We start from the raw sequence: 23,369 nt of genomic DNA on the forward strand, positions 1-23,369 counted from the left end.
TTCACGGTGATCGTCGCTACCTGCCGCAGCCTAGCCGAGGCGGTCCGTCCCCGGAGCGTCAGATCCGCCGCACACCAGTCCCGTTGACCGCCCGCCGCCGGCCGGTGGGGGCCGCCCGGTGGACGGCCCCCTGGGCGACAGGCCCTACAGCTCCGGGCCGGACCGGGCCGGGTGCTCGGCCAGGGCCGCCAGTGCGATCCGGACGCCCTCGGCCAGCTGCGGGTCCTCGCCGTTGGCCCACTGGTGCGGGGCGATCACCACCTCGACATCCGGGTCGATGCCGTGGTTCTCCACCCCCCAGTCGTAACCCTCCAGCCAGAAGGCGTACTTGGGCTGGGTCACCCCGGTGCCGTCGACCAGGCTGTACTTGCCGTCGATACCGACCACCCCGCCCCAGGTCCTGGTACCGACCACCGGGCCGATCTTCAGGGCCTGGATGGCGGCGTTGACGATGTCGCCGTCCGAGCCGGCGAACTCGTCGGCCAGTGCCACCACCGGACCGCGCGGGGCGTCCGCCGGGTAGGGGGCGGGGCTGTCCAGGTCGCGGCCGAAGTCCCAGCCGACGATCTTCCGGCTGAGCTTCTCGATGATCAGCTGCGAGGTGTGGCCGCCCCGGTTCTCCCGGAGGTCGACCACCACGCCCTCCTTGGCCATCTCCACCCGCAGGTCGCGGTGCAGTTGGGCCCAGCCGCCGCTCTGCATGTCCGGGATGTGCAGGTAGCCCAGCCGGCCGTCGGAGAGCTCCCGGACGGCGGCCCGGCGGCCGGCCACCCAGTCGTGGTAGCGGAGCGCCTCGTCGTCGGCCAGCGGCACCACCACCGGGTGGCGCTCCGGGCCGTCCTTGGCCGCCACGGTCAGCTCGACCGGCTGGCCGGCCGTGCCCGCCAGCAGCGGCGCCGGGCCGGTCACCGGGTCGACCGGGCGGCCGTTGACCGCGAGGATCGCGTCCCCGGCCCGGACGGCCGCGCCGGGCGCGGCCAGCGGCGAGCGGGCCCGCGGGTCGGAGGACTCGCCGGGCAGCACCCGGGCCACCCGCCACTGCGCGCCGTCCCGCACCAGGTCGGCCCCGAGCAGGCCCTGCCGGCGGGCCGCCTCGGTGCCCCGTCCCGGCGGCATCACGTACGCGTGCGAGGTGCCGAGCTCGCCGACCGTCTCCCAGAGCACGTCGACCAGCTCGTCGTGGGTGCCGGCCCGCTCGACCAGCGGCCGGTAGCGGGCCAGCGCGCCGGCCCAGTCGAAGCCGCCCAGGTCGGCCCGCCAGTAGTTGTCCCGCATCAGGCGGCCGTTCTCGTCGAACATCTGCCGCCACTCGGCCGCCGGGTCCACGGTGGCCCTGATCCGCTCCAGATCGACCGCCGGATCGTCGTCGTCACCGGCCTTGTGGTCCGCCGGGACGATCCGCAGACCGCCCTCGTCGAGGACCGCGACCCGGCCGCCGTCACCGCTGACGGTGAAGGCGTCCAGCTGCTCGACCAGCTGCTCGACCTTCAGCTTCTTGAAGTCGAACCGCTCCAGCGCCGGACGCGGGTGCTCGTCCTCCAGCGAGGCGGCGTTGTCGCCGAGCATGCCGAGCAGCGGGTGCCTGGTCCACAGCACGCCGTCCTTGACCGCCCGCAGGACGCCGAACTGACCGCCCTCGACCGGGAACGGGATGATCCGGTCGGCGATCCCCTCCAGGTCCACCCGGGTCTCGGGGACGGTGGTCTCCTCCTCCGCCTCCTCGTCCTTCTTCTTCGGCTCGTCCTCCTCGCCGCCGACCGGGCGGCCGGCCCGCTGCGGGCCGAACGGTGACGGGGTGTCGGCCGCCAGCGTGATCAGGAACGGCCGGGCGCCGGTCGGGAAGGACAGGTCGAAGACGTGCGCGTCGTAGACCGGGTCGAAGTTGCGCACCGACAGGAAGGCCAGGTGCCTGCCGTCCGCCGTGAAGGCGGGCGAGTAGTCGATGAAGCGCTGCGGGGTGGCCTCGGCGAGCGAACGGTCGCTCAGGTCGGCCAGCACGATCTGCCGCAACGACTCGGCCCCGAGGGCCGGCTGCGACCAGGCCAGCCGCCGCGAGTCCGGCGAGAAGGCCAGGCCCGTCACCTCGCCCTGGCCGCTCCGGGCCAGCTGGTGCAGGGTGCCGTCGGCCAGCGTCAGCAGCAGCACCCGGCCGTCGTGCGAGGCCAGCGCCAGGGTCTCGCCGTCGGGCGAGACCGCCAGGCCGAGCACCCGGCCGAGCTGCCCGGCCGCGAACCGCCGCCGCTCGGCTCCGAGCACGGCGGGGGCGTACTCCACCGCGTCGTCGCCCTCGGCGTCGGTGATCCACACCACGCCCTGCTCGCCGTCCTTGCCCGGCACGATCCGGGCCAGCCGGTGGCGCACCCCCGGGGTCTCGGCCAACACCCGGGCCGGGCCCTCCTGGTGGGTCAGCCAGTGCACGCTGCCGCGCACCACGACGGCACTGGCCCGGCCGGTCCGGTCCGGTGCCACCGTCTCCAGCTGCCCGGCCGCCGGGGTGGGGCGGGGCTGACGGCCCGTCCGGGGGCCGGCCGGCCTGACCTCCAGACGGCGCGGCTCGGCGCCGTCCAGGTCGTCCAGGATCCACAGGTCGCCCGCGCTGTGCCAGACGATCCGGCTGCCGTCGGTGGTGCCGTTCCGGGCGTAGAACTCGCCCTGGGTGTGCCGCCGCAGCTCCGAGCCGTCCGGGAGGCTGGAGTACAGCTGCCCGACGCCCTCGTGGTCGGACAGGAAGGCGATCCGGCCGCCCACCCAGAGCGGGGAGTCGATGTTGCCGTCCAGATCGGCGTGCACCCGCTCGAACTCGCGCTCGCCGATCCACAACTTGCCGACCGTACCGCCGCGGTAGCGCTTCCAGTAGGCCGGCTCGGTGCCCAGCGGGGCCAGCAGCAGGGTCCGCTCGCCGTCCGGCTCCTGGGCCAGCCCGCCGATCGGCCCGTACGGCAGCCTGGTCGGCTCGCCGCCGTCCAGCGGGATCGCGAACGCCCAGGTGCGGCGGGTGCTCTCCTGCCCGGCCGGGGAGACCGCGACCGGGCGGCCGTCCCTGGTCCAGCCGCGCAACCGCGTCTTCGGCGCGCCCCAGTACGTCAGCCGGCGGGCCTGGCCGCCGTCGGTGGGCGCGACGTGGATCTCCGGCGCACCGTCCCGGGTGGAGGTCCAGGCCACGTGCAGCCCGTCCGGCGCGAACCTCGGGTGGCTGACCGGCACCTGGTCGGCCGTCAGCCGCCAGGCCCGGCCGCCCTCGACCGGAGCGAGCCAGATGTCGTCCTCGGCGACGAAGGTCACCAGGTCGCCGTGCAGGTGGGGATGACGCAGATACGCGTCCGCAGAGGTGGTCACTGCGTCACTCTAAGCAGGCGGACGCTGCACTATCCAGGGGCTCGGGGAACTGCGACGCCGACCTCAGGAGCGTTCAAGGCGCGTACATGGTCAGGCACTTTGCAGTTTGACCCGCACGCCAGACATCCTCGCCGTTCCCCGAGCCCCTGGTAGTGCAACCTGAGGACGTTGATAAAGCTCACGCCCAGCGGTCGGTGCGGCCGAGCAGCAGGGCCCCCGCCGCCACACCGGCGGTGGAGGTGCGCAGCACGGACGGACCGAGGCGGTGCGGAGCGGCACCGGCCTCGGCGAAGGCGGCGAGTTCGTCCGGCGAGACGCCGCCCTCGGGGCCGACCACCAGGATCAGGTCGCCGGCGGCGGGCAGCGGGGCGGTGGCGAGCGGGACGGAGCCCTCCTCGTGCAGGACGGCGGCGAAGGCGGCCGCGGCCAGCACCGGCACCAGCTGACGCGTCGTCACCGGCTCGCGCACCTCGGGGAACCGCAGCCGCCGCGACTGCTTGCCCGCCTCCCGGGCGGTGGCCCGCCACTTGGCGAGCGCCTTGGCGCCCCGGTCGCCCTTCCACTGGGTGATGCAGCGGGAGGCCGCCCAGGGGATCACCACGTCGACCCCGACCTCGGTCATGGTCTCCACCGCGAGCTCGCCCCGGTCGCCCTTCGGCAGGGCCTGCACCACGATGATCCGGGGCGCGGGCTCCGGCTCCTGACGGACGCTCAGCACGGTGACGTCGAGCGCGTCCTTGCCGTGCACGGCCGCCACGGTGCCCTCGACACCGAGGCCGAGGCCGTCCGCGAGGGTGAGCGCCTCGCCGGGCTCCAGGCGCTTCACGGCGGCGGCATGCCGCCCCTCGGGCCCGTCCAGTCGGACCACCCCGCCGGGGGCGATCCCGGCGAGACGGTCGGTCTCCACGACGAACACGGGGGCGGTCATGCGCGTGCCTTACCTTCGTACCTTCGTAACCGGACTCGGCTCAGCGGCCGTTGAACGCGTCCTTCAACCGGGAGAACAGCCCCTGCTGGCCCGGGGCGAAGGTGCCCGAAGGGCGCTCCTCGCCGCGCAGCAGCGCGAGCCGGCGCAGCAGGTCCTCCTGCTCGGGGTCGAGCTTGGTGGGCGTCTGCACCTCGACATGCACTATCAGGTCGCCCCGGCCGCCGCCGCGCAGGTGCGTGATGCCCCGCCCGTGCAGCGGGATCGACTGGCCGGACTGGGTGCCGGGCCGGATGTCGACCTCCTCCAGACCGTCCAGGGTCTGCAGCGGCACCTGGGTGCCGAGCGAGGCGGCCGTCATCGGGATGGTGACCGTGCAGTGCAGGTCGTCCCCGCGCCGCTGGAAGGTCGGGTGGCTGGTCTCGGCGATCTCGACGTACAGGTCGCCGGCGGGGCCGCCGCCGGGGCCGACCTCGCCCTCGCCCGCGAGCTGGATCCGGGTGCCGTTGTCGACACCGGCCGGGATCTTCACCGTCAGGGTGCGACGGGCCCGGACCCGGCCGTCGCCCGCGCACTCCGGGCACGGGGTCGGGACGACGGTGCCGAAGCCCTGGCACTGCGGGCAGGGGCGCGAGGTCATGACCTGGCCCAGGAAGGACCGGGTGACCTGGGAGACCTCGCCCTTGCCGCGGCACATGTCACAGGTCTGCGCCGAGGTGCCGGGGGCCGCGCCCTCGCCGGAGCAGGTGGTGCAGGTGACGGCGGTGTCGACCTGGAGTTCCTTGGTGGTGCCGAACGCGGCCTCCTCCAGGGTGATCTCCAGCCGGATCATCGCGTCCTGCCCGCGCCGGGTGCGCGAGCGCGGGCCGCGCTGACCGGAGGCCGCGCCGAAGAACGCGTCCATGATGTCGGAGAAGCCGAAGCCCGCCGCGCCCGCGCCGAAGCCGCCCGCGCCGCCGCCGTTGGGCGACAGGGGGTCGCCGCCGAGGTCGTAGACCTGGCGCTTGGCCGGGTCCGAGAGTACCTCGTAGGCGGCGTTGATCTCCTTGAACCGCTCCTGCGTCTTCGGGTCCGGGTTGACGTCTGGGTGCAGTTCGCGGGCAAGGCGTCGAAACGCCTTCTTGATCTCGTCCTGCCCCGCATCCCGTCGGACGCCGAGTACCGCGTAGTAGTCCGTGGCCACCAAATGCTCCGCTTGTTCCGCCTCTAGAAGTGCTGCGACTGGTCTGACAGTGCTCTGTTTAGGACTCGGCCAGGATCTGGCCCACGTACCGTGCGACCGCTCGCACCGCCCCCATTGTGCCCGGGTAGTCCATCCGGGTCGGTCCGATCACGCCCAGCTTCGCGACACTCTGATCGCCCGAACCGTAACCGACCGAGACCACGGAGGTGGAATTGAGCCCCTCATAGGCGTTCTCGTGCCCGATCCGGACCGTCATCCCCGCGTCCGCCGTCTCACCCAGGAGGCGGAGCAGGACGACCTGCTCCTCCAGGGCTTCCAGCACCGGCTGGATGGTGAGCGGGAAGTCGTGGCCGAAGCGGGTCAGGTTGGCCGTGCCGGCCAGCATGATCCGCTCCTCGTTCTGCTCGGCCAGCGTCTCGAAGAGGGTGGCCAGCACGGTGCTGACGGTGGGCCGGTCGGCGGGCTCGAAAGCCGCCGGCAGATCCTCCAGCAGGCCGGGCACCTCGGGCAGCGGCCGACCGACCGCCTGGGTGTTGAGCTTGGCCCGCAGGTCCGCCAGCACCGTCTCGCCGACCGCCCCGGGGCAGTCGACCATCCGCTGCTCGACCCGGCCGGTGTTGGTGATCAGGACCAGCATCACCTTCAAGGGGGCCAGCGCGACCAGCTCGACGTGACGGACCGTCGACCGGGACAGCGAGGGGTACTGGACCACCGCGACCTGCCGGGTCAGCTGCGCGAGCAGCCGGACCGTACGGGCCACCGTGTCGTCCAGGTCCACCGCGCCGTCCAGGAAGTGCCGGATCGCCCGGCGCTCCGGAGCGGTCATCGGCTTGACCTCGGCCAGCCGGTCGACGAACAGCCGGTACCCCTTGTCGGTGGGGATCCGGCCCGCGCTGGTGTGCGGCTGGTGGATGTAGCCGTCCTCCTCCAGGGCCGCCATGTCGTTGCGCACGGTGGCCGGGGAGACGCCGAGGTTGTGCCGCTCGACCAGGGCCTTGGAGCCGACCGGCTCCTCGGTGCCGACGTAGTCCTGGACGATCGCGCGCAGCACCGCGAGCTTGCGGTCGTCCAACGGCCGCTCGCTGTACATGGCCACGCACCTCCGTCTTCGCTTCGTCCTGCCCGGGTCCTTCTCCCTGGCACTCAGCTGGGCAGAGTGCCAGGACAGTACCTGCCAGTGTAAGGCCCGGGTCCGACCGCAGGAACGGTGCCGCCTGGTGATCCTTGTCCCTGTGTCACCTGTGGCGTCCGCCGATTGCCCGTGGCAAGTGGCAGCATCGAAAGCGACGGACCAGGACAAAAGGAGCAGCCATGTCGCCAGGCCAGCACTCCCGCTTCGCACCCGACCGCGGACTGACCAGCCGGATGGTCGTCACCATGTTCGTGATCGGGCTGCTCTACGTCGGCTTCACCGGGCTGTTGATAGTCCTGTTGCGCGGGGCCTGGCCGTTGGTGGTGCTGATCTCCGGCGGGCTCTTCGTGGCCCAGTTCTGGTTCAGCGACAAAATCACCCAGCGGGCCATGGGCGCCCAGGAGGTGACCCCCGAGCAGTTCCCCCAACTGCACGGCACCATCGACCGGTTGTGCGCCCTGGCCGATATGCCCAAACCCCGGGTCGCGGTGACCGACACCGACATGCCGAACGCCTTCGCGACCGGCCGCAACCCCGAACGGGCGGTGGTCTGCGTCACCACCGGGCTGCTCCGGCGGCTGGAGCCGGAGGAGCTGGAGGGGGTGCTCGCGCACGAGCTCTCGCACGTGGCGCACCGGGACGTGGCGGTGATGACCATCGCCGGCTTCCTCGGCGTCCTGGCCGGGACGATCACCCGGATCGCCCTGTACAGCGGCATGGTGAACGGACGCGGCCGCAACAACGACAGCAACGCGGCGCTCGCGATGATCCTGGTCCCGCTGGTCAGCATGGTGGTCTACGCGGCCAGCTTCCTGCTCACCCGGCTGCTCTCCCGCTACCGCGAGCTCGCCGCCGACCGGGCCGCCGCCCAGCTCACCGGCCGACCCAGCGCACTGGCCTCCGCCCTGACCAAGGTGACCGGCCAGATCGCCGCCATCCCGAGCGAGGACCTGCGCCGGGCGCAGCCGTACAACGCCTTCTACTTTGCCCCCGCGCTGAGCGCCCGGGAGGCCGCGAGCCAGTTGATGTCCACCCACCCGTCGCTGGAGCAGCGACTCGAACAGCTCGGCCGGATCTCGGCCGAGCTCGGCCGCTGAGGAGCCCGATGGGATTCCTGGACGCACTCTTCGGCCGCAGCAAGCCGGTCCGGCCCGACCTGGACCAGCTCTTCGGCGTCCCCTCCGCCGCCCTCACCCTGGAGGCCGCCGCCGGCTTCCGCCCCACCGGCCTCGGCTCGGTCTGCTTCGCCGCCGTCGAGGGCGCCGCCTTCACCGAGGCGGCCGGCCAGATCCGGGCCCTGCTGGACGCCGACACCGACCGGGGCGGCGTCCCGGTCGAGGTCTCGCAGGACTCCTACGGCTACTCCTGGCTGCTCGCCCGCCACACCCCCGACCAGCTCCCCGACCTGGTCAACGACCTGCACGCGGTCAACAGCGAGCTGGAGGCCAACGGCTTCGGCCCCCAGCTGCTCTGCTCCATCGTCGGCTTCCGCAACGCCGCCGACCGCCCGCTCGGCCTGGTCTACCTCTACAAGCGCGGCAGCTTCTACCCCTTCGCCCCGCTGCCCGGCGAGAAGCGCGACAACCCGCTCGAACTCCAGGTCAAGGCGATGCTCGGGAACGACCTCCGGCTGGAGCAGGACCTCAGCCGCTGGTTCCCGGTCTGGGGCGCGCCCGGGCTCTGACCCTCGGGGACCTGGCGCCCGCGGGAACCGGGCCTGCGGGGATCAGGCGCCCGCGGCGGCCCGGTAGGCCGCCAGGGCCGGGGCGAGCACGGTCTCCACACCGGACGACGGCTTCTGCGCCACCGTCCTCTGCACCATCAGGATCACGTCGCCCTCGCGCACGAAGCCGGTCTCGGTGACGTACGGGACGTCGTCGCCGGGGTAGGCCGAGGCCACCCGGAGCACCAGGCCGTCGTCGGCCGGCAGCTGCGGCCGCAGCACGGACACGGTCTCCTGGACCTCGGCGCCGCCGAACAGTGTGGTGGGGTAGGAGGCGCACCGCTGCGCGGCGGCCCGGATCGCGGCCATCACCTCGGCCGCCCGGCCGGGGGCGTACCGGTCCAGCGACTCCTGCCCGAACCACCCGTCGTCGTCGGCACCGTCGGCGGGCACCTGCTGCATCGCCACCGCGACGTCCTCCAGCGGAGGGGCGTGCACCGTCATGAAGGACTCCACCCCGATGTCGGGGCACGGCATCTCGGCCAGGGGGACGGCGGAGGCGGGCTGGTGCGGAGCCCCGGTCGTGGTCGAGTTCACCGGTGCCGACAACAGCTCGAACCCCGGCGGAAGCTGGCTCCCGGTCAGCAGCCCGGCCCGCAGCGGCACCGACGCGGATGCGCCCGGGCCGGCCGGGTGACCGGCGGACGAGCAGGCCGGAACGGCCAGGACCGCCAGCGCGGCGGCAGCCACCACCGCAGGACGTACACGCACCAGTTCCTCCATCGGTCCGAATCCGCCCGCACCCTCTCACAGGGCCGTTCCGCGCCGGGACCCGGGTCGGGGTGACGGCGGGTCAGCTCTCGTAGGATCGGTGCCATGCGCAGCAGGGAGTACGGCCCCGACCTCACCCCGCCGTGGAAGCGGCAGCAGCCCGCCCCCGAGGTGGCGGCCGAGCGGGACCTGGTGGTGGAGGACGCGGCCACCGGGTTCTGCGGGGCGGTGGTGCGGTGCGAGAAGTCGGCCGAGGGGTTCACCGTCACGCTGGAGGACCGGTTCGGCAAGCACCGGGTGTTCCCGCTGGTGCCGCGCGGGTTCCTGCTGGAGGGTCAGGTAGTCACCCTGGTCCGGCCGGTGTCGGCCGCCCCGGCCCCGGTCCGGCCGAAGGTGACCGCCTCCGGGTCGGTCGCGCTGCCGGGCGCGCGGGCCCGGGTGGCGCGGGAGTCACGGATCTACGTCGAGGGCCGGCACGACGCCGAGCTGGTCGAACGGGTCTGGGGCGACGACCTGCGGATCGAGGGCGTGGTGGTGGAGTACCTGGAGGGCATCGACGACCTCCCCGCCATCGTGGCCGAGTTCGGCCCCGGCCCGGGCCGCCGGCTCGGCGTCCTGGTCGACCACCTGCTGCCCGGCACCAAGGAACACCGGATCGCCCAACAGGTCACCGGCGCCGACGTCCTGATCACCGGTCACCCCTACATCGACGTCTGGGCGGCCGTGAAGCCCGCCAGCGTCGGCATCCCCGGCTGGCCGGACGTCCCGCGCGGCGAGGAGTGGAAGCTCGGCGTCTGCCGCCGCCTCGGCTGGCCGGAGGACACCCCGGCCGCCTGGAAGCGCGTCCTCGCCTCGGTCGACTCCTACCGCGACCTCGACCCGGCCCTGCTGGGCCGGGTCGAGGAGTTGATCGACTTCGTCACGGATCAGTCGGCGTAGCCCTGGAAGTCCGTGGTCTCCAGGGTCAGCCCGAGCACCTCGACCGGAATCGGCTCCCCGAACCGGCTGGTCCGCTCGCTCCGGTAGTCCGGCAGCCGGGAGAGGGCGCCGTCGTCGCTCGGCTCCGTGAGCAGCGTGCAGACACCCTCGATCGGGTCGACGATCAGGTACGCCTGGATGCCGCCTTCGGCGTACATCCGGCGCTTGGTCCGGTAGTCCCGGTCCACGCTGGTCTTGGAGACCACCTCGACGGCCAGCTTCACCGCAGGGGCGGGGAGCAGACGCCCCGACTCCTCCACGGCTCCCCGTTCGAAGACCACCAGATCCGGCTGCGGCTCGCTCCGGTCTCCCGGGATGGTGAGGTCCTGCGTCTGCAGCGCCCGCCACGCCGCGTACGGGATCTGGTGCTGGATCGCGGCCACGATCAGGTTGTGCACCATGTCCGGCCCGGCCATCATCACGATTTCGCCCCTGATGAGCTCAGCTTTGAATCCCTCCGGAACCTCCAGGTTCTCGAAGATCCGTATGACCCGGTCATCCACGGCTGTCATCACTGGCTCCCTCGGGCGGCTGTCACCAAGGTACCGAGAAACCCGCGCTGCCGGTCAGCCACTCAAGGGTGAACTGCCGTCAGTCCACCAGGTCGCGAACGACCCCGTCCGCCAGCAGCCGCCCGCGCAGGGTGAGGGCGGCCCGGCCGTCGGCGTACGCGTCGGTGTCCAGCAGGCCGTCGGCCAGGGCCCGTTCGGCGGCGGCCAGGCCGTCGGGGGCCAGCAGGGTGAGCGGGCAGCCCTCGCGCAGGCGCAGCTCCAGCAGGATCCGCTCGACCCGGCGGTCCTCCTCGGGGAGGACCTCGCGGCCCTGGCCCGGGGTGCGGTCCTCGGCGAGGGCCTGGGCGTAGGCGGCGGGGTGCTTGGCGTTCCACCAGCGGACGCCGCCGACGTGGCTGTGGGCGCCGGGGCCGGCGCCCCACCAGTCGGCGCCGGTCCAGTAGAGCTCGTTGTGACGGCAGCGGCCCGCCTCGGAGGTGGCCCAGTTGGAGACCTCGTACCAGGAGAACCCGGCGGCGGAGAGCGCCTCCTCGGCGATCAGGTAGCGGTCCGCGTGCACGTCGTCGTCGATCATCGGCAGCTCGCCGCGCTTGACCCGGGCGGCCAGCTTGGTGCCGTCCTCGACGATCAGCGAGTACGCGGAGACGTGGTCGGGCCCGGCGCCGATCGCGGCGTCCAGCGAGGCGCGCCAGTCGTCGTCGGACTCGCCGGGGGTGCCGTAGATCAGGTCCAGGTTGACGTGCTCGAAGCCCGCCGCCCGCGCCTCGGCCACGCAGGCCTCGGGGCGGCCCGGGGTGTGGTGGCGGTCGAGCAGCTGGAGCACGTGCGGCTTGGCGCTCTGCATCCCGAACGAGAGCCGGTTGAAGCCACCGGCACGCAGCTCGGCCAGGTACGCCGGGTCGACCGACTCGGGGTTGGCCTCGGTGCTCACCTCGGCGCCGGGGGCCAGGCCGAACTCGTCCCGGATCGCGGCCAGCGCCCGCACCAGGTCGGCGGCGGGCAGCAGGGTCGGGGTGCCACCGCCGATGAAGACCGTCTCGACCGGCAGGTCCACCGCGCCGAGCACCCGCCGGGCCAGCCGGATCTCGGCCACCAGGTTGTCGGCGTACGTCTCCTGCGAGGCCACCGCCCCGGAGGAGCGCAGCTCGGTCGCGGTGTAGGTGTTGAAGTCGCAGTAGCCGCAGCGGCTGGCGCAGTACGGCACGTGCAGGTAGAAACCGAACGGCCGCCCGCCCAGCCCGGCGAGGGCGGAGGCGGGCAGCGAACCGTCGGACGGCAGCGGTTCACCGTCGGGAAGTGCGGAGGGCATGCACCCATTGTCCGGTACGGCCCGAGTGAGCCGTACCGGACCGGGAGCGATCAGGCCTCGACGGTGCCCGCGTACATCCCGGCGACCGCGTCGGCGTAGGTCCGCTCGACCACCGGGCGCTTGATCTTGAGGCTCGGGGTCAGCTCGCCGTGCTCGATGTCCAGGTCGCGCGGGAGCAGGCTGAACTTCTTGATGGTCTGCCAGCGCTGGAGGTCGCCGTTGAGGCGCTGCACGAAGCCGTCGATCAGCTGGTGCACCTCGGGGCTGGCCACCACCTCGGCGTACGACCTGCCCGCCAGGCCGTGCTCGGCGGCCCACGGCATGATGACCGCCTCGTCCAGGCCGATCAGCGCGGTGCAGAAGTTGCGGCCGTTGCCGATCACCAGGATGTTGCTGACGAACGGGCAGACCGCCTTGAACTTGCCCTCCACCTCGCTGGGCGCGACGTACTTGCCGCCCGAGGTCTTGAACATGTCCTTCTTGCGGTCGGTGATCCGCAGGAAGCCGCCGTCCAGCTCGCCGATGTCGCCGGTGTGGAACCAGCCGTCGGCCTCCAGCACCTCCTCGGTCTGCTCGGGCAGGTTGTGGTAGCCGCGCATCACGCCGGGGCCCTTGAGCAGGATCTCGCCGTCCTCGGCGATCCGGACCTCGGTGCCGGGCAGCGGCTGGCCGACGGTGCCGACCCGGAAGTCCTCCTCCCGGTTCACCGTGGAGCCCGCGCTGGTCTCGGTCAGGCCGTAGCCCTCCAGCACCGGCACGCCCGCGCCCGCGAAGAAGTAGCCGATCTCGGGGGCGAGCGCCGCGCTGCCGGAGACCGCGCCGCGCATCCGGCCGCCGAAGGCCGCCCGGATCTTGGCGTAGACCAGCTTGTCGGCGATGGTGTGCTGGAGCGTCAGGCCGAGCGGGGCGGTGTTCCGCCCGGTCGCGATCCGGTTCGCCTGGGTGGTCCGGGCGTAGTCCCGGGCGACCTTGGCGGCCCAGAGGAAGATCTTGTACTTGGCGCCGCCCTGGGCCCTGGCCTTGCCCGCGATGCCGTTGTAGACCTTCTCGAAGATCCGCGGCGCGCTGGCCATCATGGTCGGACGGATCACCGGCAAGTTGTGGATGATCCGGTCCACCCGGCCGTCCACCGCCATCACGTGGCCGGTCGCGATCTGACCCGAGATCAGGGTCTTGCCGAAGACGTGCGACAGCGGCAGCCACATGAACTGCACGTCGTCCGAGCGGAGCAGGCCGCTCTCCTGCTGCGCCAGGCCCTCGTACGCCCAGCAGTCGTGCACCAGGCGGACGCCCTTGGGGCGGCCGGTGGTGCCCGAGGTGTAGATCAGGGTGGCCAGCTGCTCGCGGTCGAGCGCCTCGACGGCCTTGGTCACCGCGTCCGGGTGCTCGGCCAGGTGCGCGGCGCCGCGCTGCTCCAGCTCGGCCAGCGTCAGCACCTCCAGGCCACCGGTCTCCTCGTCGCCCGCCGGGGCGTCGAACAGGATCACGGTGCGCAGCTCGGGCAGCTCCGACCGGCGGGCGACCACCTTGGCGAGCTGGGCGGCGTTCTCCGCGAACATCGCGCGGCTGGCCGAGTTCGCCAGGATGAAGGCGGTCTCCTCGGCGTTGGTGCTCGGGTAGACCGTGGTGGTCGCTGCACCGGCGCACATGTTGCCGAGGTCGGCGACGATCCAGTCGATCCGGGTGGAGGAGGAGAGCGCGACCCGGTCCTCGGGGCCGATGCCGAGCGACATCAGGCCGGCCGCCACCGCCTTGACCCGCTCCGCGGTCTGCGCCCAGGTCAGCGAGCGCCACTGCTCGGCACCGGGGGTGCTGTCGGCCGCGTGCTCGTCCACCGGGACGGGGAACCGGTAGGCCTCACCGTCGGGTGTGGCCTCGACGCGGCTCAGGAAGAGGTGGGCCACCGAAGGCGGACGCCGGTCGATCGTGGACTGCGCGGAACTCAACGAGGACCTCCGGGGGCGGGTGGCCGAGGGTGGAGCGCGGTGGCGTGGGGGCCTGCCTACCGGCTACTGGTTAACCAGCGAGTAACAAGCTGGCAATCAGCAGCCTAGGGGCTCGGCGGGCGATCCGTAAGGGGGTACTCGAACCTGACACTTGGGCCGCCGCGTCGTGCAAAGACCGTACAAAACCCCTTGGTCGAGACACCGTAAACCCCCACCGGGCCCGCCGGAACCCCGAAAATGGGGTGCGACTCCCCCGGCCGACAACGAAAGTGTCACGGTGCTGATCAAACTTCTGCGAGCCCACCTGGGCCCGTACTCCCGACCCATCTCCCTGCTGGTCCTGCTCCAGCTCGTCTCGACCATCGCCGCGCTCTACCTGCCCACCCTGAACGCCGACATCATCGACAACGGAGTGGTGAAGGGGGACACCGGGCGCATCCTGGCCCTCGGCGGGGTGATGATCGGCGTCACCCTGGTGCAGGCGCTCTGCTCGGTGGCCGCCGTCTACTACGGTGCCCGCACCGCGATGGCGATCGGCCGGGACATCCGGGCCGCCGTCTTCGACCGGGTGCAGAGCTTCTCCGCCCGGGAGCTGAACTCCTTCGGCGCCCCCTCGCTGATCACCCGGACCACCAACGACGTCCAGCAGGTCCAGATGCTGGTGCTGATGGGCTTCACGCTGATGGTGGCGGCGCCGATCATGTGCTTCGGCGGCATCCTGATGGCGCTCAACCAGGACGTCCCGCTCTCCGCCCTGCTGCTGGTCGTGGTGCCGCTGCTGGGCGGGGTGGTGGTCGTGCTGGTGCGCCGGCTGCGGCCGGAGTTCCGCACCATGCAGACCCGGATCGACTCGGTCAACCGGATCCTGCGCGAGCAGATCACCGGTATCCGGGTGATCCGCGCCTTCGTGAAGGACAGGCACGAACAGGATCGTTTCGCCGGTGCCAACACCGAGCTGACCGACGTCTCGCTCCGGGTCGGCCGGCTGCTCTCCTTCATGTTCCCCAGCGTGATGTTCGTGGTGAACGCGTCCAGTGTCGCGGTGGTCTGGTTCGGTGCGCACCGGATCGACTCCGGCGGGATGGAGATCGGCGCGCTGACCGCCTTCATCGCCTATCTGATGCAGATCCTGATGAGCGTCATGATGGCCACCTTCATGTTCATGATGGTGCCGCGGGCCGAGGTCTGCGCCGAGCGGATCGAGGAGGTGCTGGGCACCGACAGCAGCGTGGTGCCGCCCACCGACCCGGTCGCCGAACTGCTGACCCGTGGTCAGCTGGAGCTGCGCGAGGTCGAGTTCCGCTACCCGGGCGCCGAGGACCCGGTGCTGCGCGGCATCGACCTGGTCGCCCTCCCGGGGCAGACCACCGCCGTGATCGGCTCCACCGGCAGCGGCAAGTCCACCCTGCTCGGCCTGGTGCCGCGGCTGTTCGACGCCACCGGCGGCCAGGTGCTGCTGGGCGGCGTGAACGTCCGCGAGCTCGACCCGGCGCTGATCGCCGAGACCGTCGGCCTGGTCCCGCAGAAGCCGTACCTGTTCACCGGCACGGTCGCCAGCAACCTGCGCTACGGCAAGCCGGACGCCACCGACGAGGAGCTCTGGCACGCGCTGGAGGTGGCCCAGGCCAAGGACTTCGTCGAGCAGCTGGCCGAGGGCCTGAACGCCCCGATCGCCCAGGGCGGTTCGAACGTGTCGGGCGGTCAGCGGCAACGGCTGGCGATCGCCCGCGCCCTGGTCCGCCGTCCGCAGGTCTACCTCTTCGACGACTCGTTCTCCGCGCTCGACTACGCGACCGACGCCCGGCTGCGCAAGGCGCTGGCCCGGGAGACGGCCGAGGCCGCGGTGCTGATCGTGGCCCAGCGGGTCTCCACCATCAGGGACGCCGACCGGATCGTGGTGCTCGACGAGGGCGCCGTGGTCGGCTCGGGCACCCACCGCGAGCTGATGGCCGACAACCCGACGTACCGGGAGATCGTGCTCTCCCAGCTCACCGAGCAGGAGGCGGCGTGACCAGCCCCGAGAAGAAGCTCCCGGCCCAGGGCCAGCCCCGGGTCTCGGACTCGCAGACCGCCGCTGCCCGGCGCGGTCCGGCCGGACCCGGCCGGATGATGGCCGGTCAGGGCACCGAGAAGTCGATGGACTTCAAGGGCTCGTCCAAGCGCCTGCTGGGCATGCTCGGCCCCGAACGCCCGATGCTGATGGGCGTGCTGACGCTCGGTGTGCTCAGCATCGGCCTCGCCGTGACCGGCCCCCGGGTGCTCGGCCACGCCACCGACCTGATCTTCGCGGGCGTGGTCGGCCGGCAGACCCCCGCCGGGATGGACAAGGCCCAGGTGATCGAGGGCCTGCGGCAGACCGGCCGGGGCGGGGTCGCCGACGTGCTCGGCGCGGTCGACTTCGTCCCCGGCCAGGGGATGGACTTCGGCGCCATCGGCTCGGTGCTGTTCTGGGCCCTGCTGCTCTACGTCGGCTCCGCCGCCTTCGGCATCCTGCAGGGCCGGCTGGCCGCCACCGCGATCAACCGCGCGGTCTACCGGCTGCGCGAGGACGTCGAGGCCAAGCTGTCCCGGCTGCCGCTGAGCTACTTCGACAAGCAGGCCCGCGGCGAGGTGCTCAGCCGGGTCACCAACGACATCGACAACATCGGCCAGTCGATGCAGCAGACCATGGGCCAGGTGGTGAACTCACTGCTCACCATCGTCGGCGTGCTGGCGATGATGTTCTGGATCTCCCCGCTGCTGGCCCTGATCGCGCTGATCTCGGTCCCGGTGTCGGTGGTGGTCGCCACCAAGATCGGCAAGCGGGCCCAGCCGCAGTTCATCGCCCAGTGGAAGACCACCGGCACGCTGAACGCGCACATCGAGGAGATGTACACCGGGCACGCCCTGGTGAAGGTCTTCGGCCGGCAGAAGGAGGCCGCGGAGACCTTCCGCGAGGAGAACGACGCGCTGTACGCGTCGGCCTTCCGGGCCCAGTTCATCTCGGGCATCATCCAGCCCGCGATGATGCTGATCGGCAACCTCAACTACGTGCTGGTCGCGGTGGTCGGCGGTCTGCGGGTGGCGAGCGGCGCGCTGTCGATCGGTGACGTGCAGGCCTTCATCCAGTACTCCCGGCAGTTCAGCCAGCCGCTCACCCAGGTCGCCAGCATGGCCAACCTGGTCCAGTCCGGGGTCGCCTCGGCCGAGCGGGTCTTCGAGATCCTGGACGCCCCCGAGCAGTCGGCCGAACCGCTCGCCCCCGAGCGGCCCGAGGTGGTCCGGGGCCTGGTCTCCTTCGACGGCGTCTCGTTCCGGTACGACCCGGAGAAGCCGCTGATCGACGACCTCTCGCTCAAGGTCGAGCCCGGCCACACGGTCGCCATCGTCGGCCCGACCGGCGCGGGCAAGACCACCCTGGTCAACCTGCTGATGCGGTTCTACGAGACCACCGGCGGCCGGATCACCCTGGACGGCGTCGACATCGCCGCCATGTCCCGGGAGGAGCTCCGGGCCGGCATCGGCATGGTGCTCCAGGACACCTGGCTGTTCGGCGGCACCATCGCCGAGAACATCGCGTACGGAGCCGAGGGCGCGTCCCGCGAGGCCGTGGTCGAGGCGGCGAAGGCAGCCCACGTCGACCGCTTCGTCCGGACCCTGCCGGACGGCTACGACACCCGGATCGACGACGAGGGCACCGGGGTCAGCGCGGGCGAGAAGCAGCTGATCACCATCGCCCGGGCCTTCCTGGCCCAGCCGTCCATCCTGGTCCTGGACGAGGCCACCTCCTCGGTGGACACCCGGACCGAGGTGCTGATCCAGCGGGCGATGGCGCGGCTGCGCAGTGGCCGCACCAGCTTCGTGATCGCGCACCGGCTCTCCACCATCCGGGACGCGGACGTGATCCTGGTGATGGAGGACGGCTCGATCGTGGAGCAGGGCTCGCACGAGGAGCTGATCGCCGCCAAGGGCGCCTACGCCCGGCTGTACGCGGCCCAGTTCAGCGAGGCGGTCGCCGAGGTCGACTGACCCCGGAGCCCGCCCCTCCGCCCTGCCCACCCGGGCCCGTCTCAGCTTCCGAGGCGGGCCCGGACCCGTGCCGCCGGCCGGCTCGCCGGCTCGGCCTGCACGACCACCCGGCCGGCCGCCGCGCGCTGGGCGGCGAACAGCGCGCCCGCCACGGTGCTGCCCAGTGCGATGCCCATGCCCAGCAGCTGAAGGGTCGTCAGCGACTGGTTCAGGAAGACCCAGCCGAGCACGGTGGCCGAGACCGGGCTGAGCAGACTGAGGAAGGCCACCGAGGAGGCGGGCAGCTTGCCGACGCCCCGGAAGAACAGCCAGTACGCCACCGCCGTGTTGGGCACCGCGAGGTAGAGGTAACCGAGCAGGTTGGTACCGGTCAGCGCGGGCGGCGCGCCCTCCGCCAGCAGGGCGATCGGGACCAGCAGCAGCCCGCCGACGGTGAGCTGCCAGCCGGTCATCGCCAGCGGGCCGACGCCCTCCGGGCGGCCCCAGCGCTTCGTCAGCACGGTGCCCAGCGCCATCACCCCGGCTCCCGCCAGCCCGGCCAGCACCCCGACGGTGTCCAGTTGCGCGGTGGCCCTGAGCACCACCAGGGCGACCCCGAAGACTCCGGCCACCCCGGCCAGCACCACCCGGCCGCCGGGCCGCTCGCCGAGCAGCGGGACCACCAGACCGGCCGCGACCAGCGGCTGGATCGCGCCGAGGACGCCGGCCACTCCCCCGGGCAGGCGGTAGGCGGCGACGAACAGCAGGGCCAGGAAGAGCGTGATGTTGAGCGAACCGAGCAGCAGCACCCGCCACCACCAGCCCCCCTTCGGCAGCCGCCGGGCGAAGGCCAGCAGGAGCAGGCCGGCCGGCAGCGCGCGCAGGGTGGCGGTGAGCAGCGGCCGGTCCGGCGGCAGGTACTCGGTGGTGACCAGGTACGTGGACCCCCAGGCGAGGGGGGCGAGCGCAGTGAGGGCCAGGGTGCCCTTGGAGGTCGGAAGCATGTAAGTAACTTAACACTAAGCTACTTGGCGTCAAGCTTCTTTCCTGTGACAGACTTTCCCCATGAGCCAGCACCCCCTTCCCCCGGACGCCGTGGACGCGATCGCCGCGCAGTGGAACGCGGTCCGCCCGGACCTCTCCACCGACGCGATGGAGGTGTTCGGCCGGATCTTCCGGATCTCCCGCACCGTGACCGACCGGCTCGGCCAGGCCCACGCCGCCTTCGGCATCGGCACCGGCGAGTTCGACGTGATCGGCACCCTGCGCCGCTCGGGCGAGCCGTACACCCTCTCCCCGCGCGAGCTGACCGCCACCCTGATGCTCACCACCGGCGGGATGACCGGCCGGCTGGACAAGCTGGAACGGGCCGGCCTGGTCACCCGCTCCCCCGACCCGCACGACCGCCGAGGCCTGCGGATCACCCTCACCCCGGCGGGCCTCGACCTGGCGGACCGGGTGATCGGCGCCAACACCGCCGTCTACGGCGAGGTGCTCGCCGCCCTCACCCCCGAGGAGGCGGCGACCCTGAGCGCGCTGCTCCGCAGGCTGCTGGCCTCGGCCGGAAGCTGACCGGGTACGGTTCCACCCGTGATTGACGACGTATCAGGGGTGGACGCGTTCGAGTCGCTGCGGCGCTACCTGGGCTCGGTGGCCTACCGGCTGCTCGGCTCGGTGAGCGACGCCGAGGACGTGCTGCAGGAGGCGTGGCTGCGCTGGCGCTCCACCGACCGGAGCAAGGTGGAGGAGCCGCGCGCCTTCCTGACCACCGTGGTCACCCGGCTCTGCTACGACCAGCTGGGCTCGGCCCGGGTCCGCCGGGAGGCGTACTACGGCGAGTGGCTGCCGGAGCCGCTGGTCTCCGAGGAGGACGCCCCCGCACACCTCGCCGAACTCGGCGAGGAGGTCTCGATGGCACTGCTCACCGTGCTGGAGCAGCTCACCCCGGCCGAGCGGACCGCCTTCGTGCTGCACGACGTGTTCTCGATCGGCTTCGAGGAGATCGCCGGTTCGCTGGACCGCACCCCCGCCGCCACCCGGCAGCTGGCCTCGCGCGCCCGGCGCCGGGTGAAGACCGGCGGCCGGCCCGGCACCGTCGACCGGGCGGCGCACCGCCAGGTGGTCTCCGCCTTCGCCACGGCCGCCGCCGAGGGCGACCTGCAGGGGCTGGTCGCCCTGCTCGACCCGGACGTGGTCTGGCACTCGGACGGCGGCGGCATCGTCTCGGCCGGGGTCCGCCCGATCCTCGGCATGGACAAGGTCGCCCGCCTGGTGGCCGGGCTCTACGCCAAGTACTTCACCCCGGCGGACGTCGGCGACTCCCCGGTCCTGGTCAACGGCGAACCCGGTCTGGCCTGGCACGACGCCGAGGGCAAGGTGCTCGGCGTGGTCGCCTTCACGGTCACCGACGGCAGGATCACCCAGGCCTACGTCGTGGTGAACCCGGAGAAGCTCACCCATGTGACGCAGCTCACTGTCACAGCCTGACCGGCCGCGTCGTCCACCTGTCGAAAGCAACCGACACGCTTCGCAGGAGACACAAGATGACCGGTCAGCAGCAGCACATCGTCGTCATCGGCGCCGGCTACGCGGGCCTGGCGGCGGCCACCCGGATCGGCAAGCAGCACCGGGTCACCCTGGTCGCGCCGGAGAGCCGCTTCCTGCACCGGGTCCGCCAGCACGAGGCCGCGGCCGGGCTGGCCGAGCACCGGCCCACCCTGGCCCGGGTGCTGCGGGGCCGTCAGGTGACCCACCTCCAGGCCCGGGTCACCGAGCTGGACCTGGCCGGGCGGAAGGTCTTCCTGGACTCCGGCGAGGCCGTGGCCTACGACACCCTGGTGTACGCGCTGGGCAGCCGGACCGCGCTGCACGGCATCACCGGCGCGGCCGAGCACGCCTACCCCGCCGAGCGGGCCGCCGAGCTGGCCGAGCGGATGCGCACCGCCCCGGCACCCGGCACCGTCGCCGTGGTCGGCGGCGGCCCGACCGGCATCGAGCTGGCGGCCGAGCTGGCCGAGGCGCACCCCGCCTGGAAGGTCCGGATCGTGGCGGCCGGCCAGGTCGGCGGATGGCTCTCCCCCAAGGGCCTGGCCCACGTCCGGAAGGTGTTCGCGCGGCTCGGGGTCCAGGTGCACGACCGGTCGGCCGTCACCGCCGTGACCCCCGCCGGGCTCCGCACCGACCAGGGCACCATCGACGCCGACCTGGTCGCCTGGGCCGCCTCGATGGAGCCGCGCGAGCTCGCCGCCGAGGCCGGGCTCACCGTCGCCCCCGACGGCCGCGCGGTGGTGGACGCCCACCTGCGCTCGGTCTCGCACCCCGAGGTGTACGTGATCGGCGACGCGGCCCGGGCGGTGGTCGAGGGCGTCGGCGAGCTGCGGATGAGCTGCGCCACCGCCCAGCCGATGGGCGCCTACGTCGCCGGGCAGCTGACCGGGAAGAGCGCCAAGCCGTTCGGTTTCGGCTACGCGGTGCACTGCCTGAGCCTGGGCCGCAAGGACGGCCTGGTCCAGCTGGTCCACAAGGACGACTCGATGAAGCCGGGCGCCCTCACCGGCACCACCGCCCGGCTGGTGAAGTCCCTGATCGTCAACGGCGTGGTCTGGACCCTGCGCTGACGGTACGGCGAAGGCCCGGTCCGGAACGGACCGGGCCTTCGCCGCGGGGCTACTTCTTCTCGCCCTTGGGAGCATCCGCGTCGGTGGACAGCGCGGCGATGAAGGCCTCCTGCGGGACCTCCACCCGGCCGACCATCTTCATCCGCTTCTTGCCCTCCTTCTGCTTCTCCAGCAGCTTCCGCTTACGCGAGATGTCGCCGCCGTAGCACTTGGCGAGGACGTCCTTGCGGATCGCGCGGACCGTCTCACGGGCGATCACCCGGGAGCCGATCGCGGCCTGGATCGGCACCTCGAACTGCTGGCGCGGGATCAGCTTCTGCAGCTTGCCGGCCATCATGATGCCGTAGCCGTACGCCTTGTCCTTGTGCACGATCGCCGAGAACGCGTCGACCGCGTCGCCGTGCAGCAGGATGTCGACCTTCACCAGGTCGGCCGTCTGCTCGCCGATCGGCTCGTAGTCGAAGGAGCCGTAGCCGCGGGTCTTGGACTTCAGGATGTCGAAGAAGTCGAAGACGATCTCGGCAAGCGGCAGGGTGTAGCGCAGCTCCACCCGGTCCTCGGACAGGTAGTCCATGCCCTGCATGTTGCCGCGCCGGGCCTGGCAGAGCTCCATGACCGGGCCGACGAACTCGTTCGGCACCAGGATGGAACCCTTGACCACCGGCTCGTGCACCTCGGCGATCTTGCCGGTGGGGAACTCGCTCGGGTTGGTGACGGTGTGCTCGGTACGGTCCTCCATCACCACCCGGTAGACCACGTTGGGGGCGGTGGAGATCAGGTCGAGGTTGAACTCGCGCTCCAGCCGCTCCCGGACGATCTCCAGGTGCAGCAGGCCGAGGAAGCCGCAGCGGAAGCCGAAGCCCAGCGCGACCGAGGTCTCCGGCTCGTACACCAGGGCGGCGTCGTTGAGCTGGAGCTTGTCGAGCGCGTCGCGCAGCAGCGGGTAGTCGCTGCCGTCCAGCGGGTAGAGACCGGAGAACACCATCGGGCGCGGTTCCTTGTAGCCGCCCAGCGGCTCGGTCGCACCCTTGTGCATCGAGGTGATGGTGTCACCGACCTTGGACTGCCGGACGTCCTTCACACCGGTGATGATGTAGCCCACCTCGCCGACGCCGAGGCCGTCGGAGACCTTGGGCTCGGGCGAGATGACGCCGATCTCCAGCAGCTCGTGCGTCGCACCCGTGGACATCATCTGGATGCGCTCGCGCTTGGTGAGCTCACCGTCGACCACTCGGACGTAGGTGACCACGCCGCGGTAGGTGTCGTAGACCGAGTCGAAGATCATCGCGCGGGCCGGGGCGTCCTTCACGCCGACCGGAGCGGGGATCTTCTCGACCAGGTGGTCCAGCAGCTCCGGCACGCCGAGGCCGCTCTTGGCGCTGACCTTGAGCACGTCGTCCGGGTCGCAGCCGATGATGTGCGCGATCTCGGCGGCGTACTTCTCGGGCTGGGCGGCCGGCAGGTCGATCTTGTTCAGCACCGGGACGATGGTGAGGTTGTTCTCCAGCGCCAGGTACAGGTTGGCGAGGGTCTGCGCCTCGATGCCCTGGGCGGCGTCCACCACGAGGATGGTGCCCTCGCAGGCGGCGAGCGAACGGGACACCTCGTACGTGAAGTCCACGTGGCCCGGCGTGTCGATCATGTTCAGGATGTGCGTCGTACCGACGTTCTCACCGGTCAGCGGCGCCCACGGGAGGCGGACCGCCTGCGACTTGATCGTGATGCCGCGCTCGCGCTCGATGTCCATCCGGTCGAGGTACTGGGCACGCATCTGCCGCGGGTCCACCACGCCGGTGATCTGGAGCATCCGGTCGGCGAGCGTGGACTTGCCGTGGTCGATGTGGGCGATGATGCAGAAGTTGCGGATCAGCGCCGGGTCGGTGCGGCTGGGCTGTGGCACATTGCTGGGGGTCGCGGGCACCTTGGTCCGATTCTCCGTATGTCCGGGGGCCGGGCTCTCCGGCTCGTCACTGACTGCGGCGAGCGGCTTCCCGGGACCGGACGGTCTCG

18 protein-coding genes are annotated in these 23,369 nt (G+C 72.0%); 8 read left to right on the forward strand and 10 right to left on the reverse strand.

Annotated features, from left to right (window positions below):
• Window positions 1–144: 144 nt before the first annotated feature.
• From ABT118_RS14435 to hrcA, 4 genes are all read right to left on the reverse strand, one after another.
• Window positions 145–3,336 (reverse strand): S41 family peptidase, encoded by a 3,192-nt coding sequence (locus tag ABT118_RS14435; protein WP_350668376.1) that lies wholly within the window; start codon window positions 3,334–3,336, stop codon window positions 145–147.
• Between the two features lie 178 nt (window positions 3,337–3,514).
• A complete protein-coding gene (locus ABT118_RS14440) occupies window positions 3,515–4,264 on the reverse strand; it encodes a 16S rRNA (uracil(1498)-N(3))-methyltransferase (RefSeq protein WP_350668377.1) in 750 nt (249 codons plus the stop codon).
• 40 nt (window positions 4,265–4,304) lie between these two features.
• On the reverse strand, window positions 4,305–5,444 hold the full coding sequence (dnaJ, locus tag ABT118_RS14445) for a molecular chaperone DnaJ (RefSeq protein ID WP_350668378.1): 1,140 nt from the start codon (window positions 5,442–5,444) through the stop codon (window positions 4,305–4,307).
• Window positions 5,445–5,502: 58 nt separating this feature from the next.
• Window positions 5,503–6,534 (reverse strand): heat-inducible transcriptional repressor HrcA, encoded by a 1,032-nt coding sequence (gene hrcA, locus ABT118_RS14450; RefSeq protein WP_350668379.1) that lies wholly within the window; start codon window positions 6,532–6,534, stop codon window positions 5,503–5,505.
• Between the two features lie 221 nt (window positions 6,535–6,755).
• Here hrcA and htpX point away from each other — a divergent pair, with 221 nt between their 5' ends.
• Window positions 6,756–7,673, forward strand: a complete 918-nt coding sequence (gene htpX, locus ABT118_RS14455; protein WP_350668380.1) for a zinc metalloprotease HtpX — start codon at window positions 6,756–6,758, stop codon at window positions 7,671–7,673.
• A gap of 8 nt (window positions 7,674–7,681) precedes the next feature.
• Window positions 7,682–8,260 (forward strand): PspA-associated protein PspAB, encoded by a 579-nt coding sequence (gene pspAB, locus ABT118_RS14460; protein WP_350668381.1) that lies wholly within the window; start codon window positions 7,682–7,684, stop codon window positions 8,258–8,260.
• Window positions 8,261–8,302: 42 nt separating this feature from the next.
• On the opposite strand, the gene ABT118_RS14465 is transcribed toward pspAB, so the two are convergent.
• A complete protein-coding gene (locus ABT118_RS14465; protein ID WP_350668382.1) occupies window positions 8,303–9,010 on the reverse strand; it encodes a hypothetical protein in 708 nt (235 codons plus the stop codon).
• Window positions 9,011–9,115: 105 nt separating this feature from the next.
• On the opposite strand from ABT118_RS14465, the gene ABT118_RS14470 reads away from it, so the two are divergent.
• Window positions 9,116–9,949: a DUF3097 domain-containing protein gene (locus tag ABT118_RS14470; protein WP_350668383.1), complete on the forward strand. Its 834-nt coding sequence runs from the start codon at window positions 9,116–9,118 to the stop codon at window positions 9,947–9,949.
• On the opposite strand, the gene ABT118_RS14475 is transcribed toward ABT118_RS14470, so the two are convergent.
• The 3 genes from ABT118_RS14475 to ABT118_RS14485 all read right to left on the reverse strand — a co-directional run bounded on the left by ABT118_RS14475 (window position 9,937) and on the right by ABT118_RS14485 (window position 13,755).
• Window positions 9,937–10,500, reverse strand: a complete 564-nt coding sequence (locus tag ABT118_RS14475; RefSeq protein WP_350668384.1) for a Uma2 family endonuclease — start codon at window positions 10,498–10,500, stop codon at window positions 9,937–9,939. The two genes, ABT118_RS14470 and ABT118_RS14475, sit on opposite strands and share 13 nt — an antisense overlap.
• A 79-nt stretch (window positions 10,501–10,579) precedes the next feature.
• Window positions 10,580–11,809, reverse strand: a complete 1,230-nt coding sequence (gene hemW, locus ABT118_RS14480; protein WP_350668385.1) for a radical SAM family heme chaperone HemW — start codon at window positions 11,807–11,809, stop codon at window positions 10,580–10,582.
• A gap of 50 nt (window positions 11,810–11,859) precedes the next feature.
• Complete coding sequence (locus ABT118_RS14485) at window positions 11,860–13,755, reverse strand: AMP-dependent synthetase/ligase (protein ID WP_350668388.1); 1,896 nt, start codon at window positions 13,753–13,755, stop codon at window positions 11,860–11,862.
• Window positions 13,756–14,032: 277 nt separating this feature from the next.
• On the opposite strand from ABT118_RS14485, the gene ABT118_RS14490 reads away from it, so the two are divergent.
• Together ABT118_RS14490 and ABT118_RS14495 are read left to right on the forward strand one after the other, a co-directional pair.
• On the forward strand, window positions 14,033–15,766 hold the full coding sequence (locus tag ABT118_RS14490; RefSeq protein ID WP_350668389.1) for an ABC transporter ATP-binding protein: 1,734 nt from the start codon (window positions 14,033–14,035) through the stop codon (window positions 15,764–15,766).
• 98 nt (window positions 15,767–15,864) lie between these two features.
• Window positions 15,865–17,763, forward strand: coding sequence for an ABC transporter ATP-binding protein (locus tag ABT118_RS14495; RefSeq protein ID WP_350668574.1), 1,899 nt, complete (start codon window positions 15,865–15,867; stop codon window positions 17,761–17,763).
• Between the two features lie 41 nt (window positions 17,764–17,804).
• Here the strand turns inward: ABT118_RS14495 and ABT118_RS14500 are convergent, their stop codons facing one another.
• On the reverse strand, window positions 17,805–18,746 hold the full coding sequence (locus ABT118_RS14500; protein ID WP_350668390.1) for an EamA family transporter: 942 nt from the start codon (window positions 18,744–18,746) through the stop codon (window positions 17,805–17,807).
• Window positions 18,747–18,807: 61 nt separating this feature from the next.
• Between ABT118_RS14500 and ABT118_RS14505 the strand changes: the two genes are divergently transcribed.
• The 3 genes from ABT118_RS14505 to ABT118_RS14515 are packed head-to-tail and all read left to right on the forward strand — an operon-like array spanning window position 18,808 to window position 21,359.
• A complete protein-coding gene (locus ABT118_RS14505; protein ID WP_350668391.1) occupies window positions 18,808–19,314 on the forward strand; it encodes a MarR family winged helix-turn-helix transcriptional regulator in 507 nt (168 codons plus the stop codon).
• Between the two features lie 18 nt (window positions 19,315–19,332).
• Window positions 19,333–20,229 carry a sigma-70 family RNA polymerase sigma factor gene (locus tag ABT118_RS14510; RefSeq protein ID WP_350668392.1) on the forward strand — a complete coding sequence of 299 codons (897 nt, stop codon included), beginning with the start codon at window positions 19,333–19,335 and terminating at the stop codon, window positions 20,227–20,229.
• 56 nt (window positions 20,230–20,285) lie between these two features.
• Complete coding sequence (locus tag ABT118_RS14515; RefSeq protein ID WP_350668394.1) at window positions 20,286–21,359, forward strand: NAD(P)/FAD-dependent oxidoreductase; 1,074 nt, start codon at window positions 20,286–20,288, stop codon at window positions 21,357–21,359.
• 49 nt (window positions 21,360–21,408) lie between these two features.
• Here the strand turns inward: ABT118_RS14515 and lepA are convergent, their stop codons facing one another.
• The gene (lepA, locus tag ABT118_RS14520) at window positions 21,409–23,280 is read right to left on the reverse strand and encodes a translation elongation factor 4 (protein ID WP_350668395.1); all 1,872 of its coding nucleotides are present in this window, start codon (window positions 23,278–23,280) and stop codon (window positions 21,409–21,411) included.
• Window positions 23,281–23,369 lie beyond the last annotated feature (89 nt).

The sequence above is a fragment of the Kitasatospora sp. NPDC002040 genome (genome assembly GCF_040296785.1).
GTDB lineage: Bacteria > Actinomycetota > Actinomycetes > Streptomycetales > Streptomycetaceae > Kitasatospora.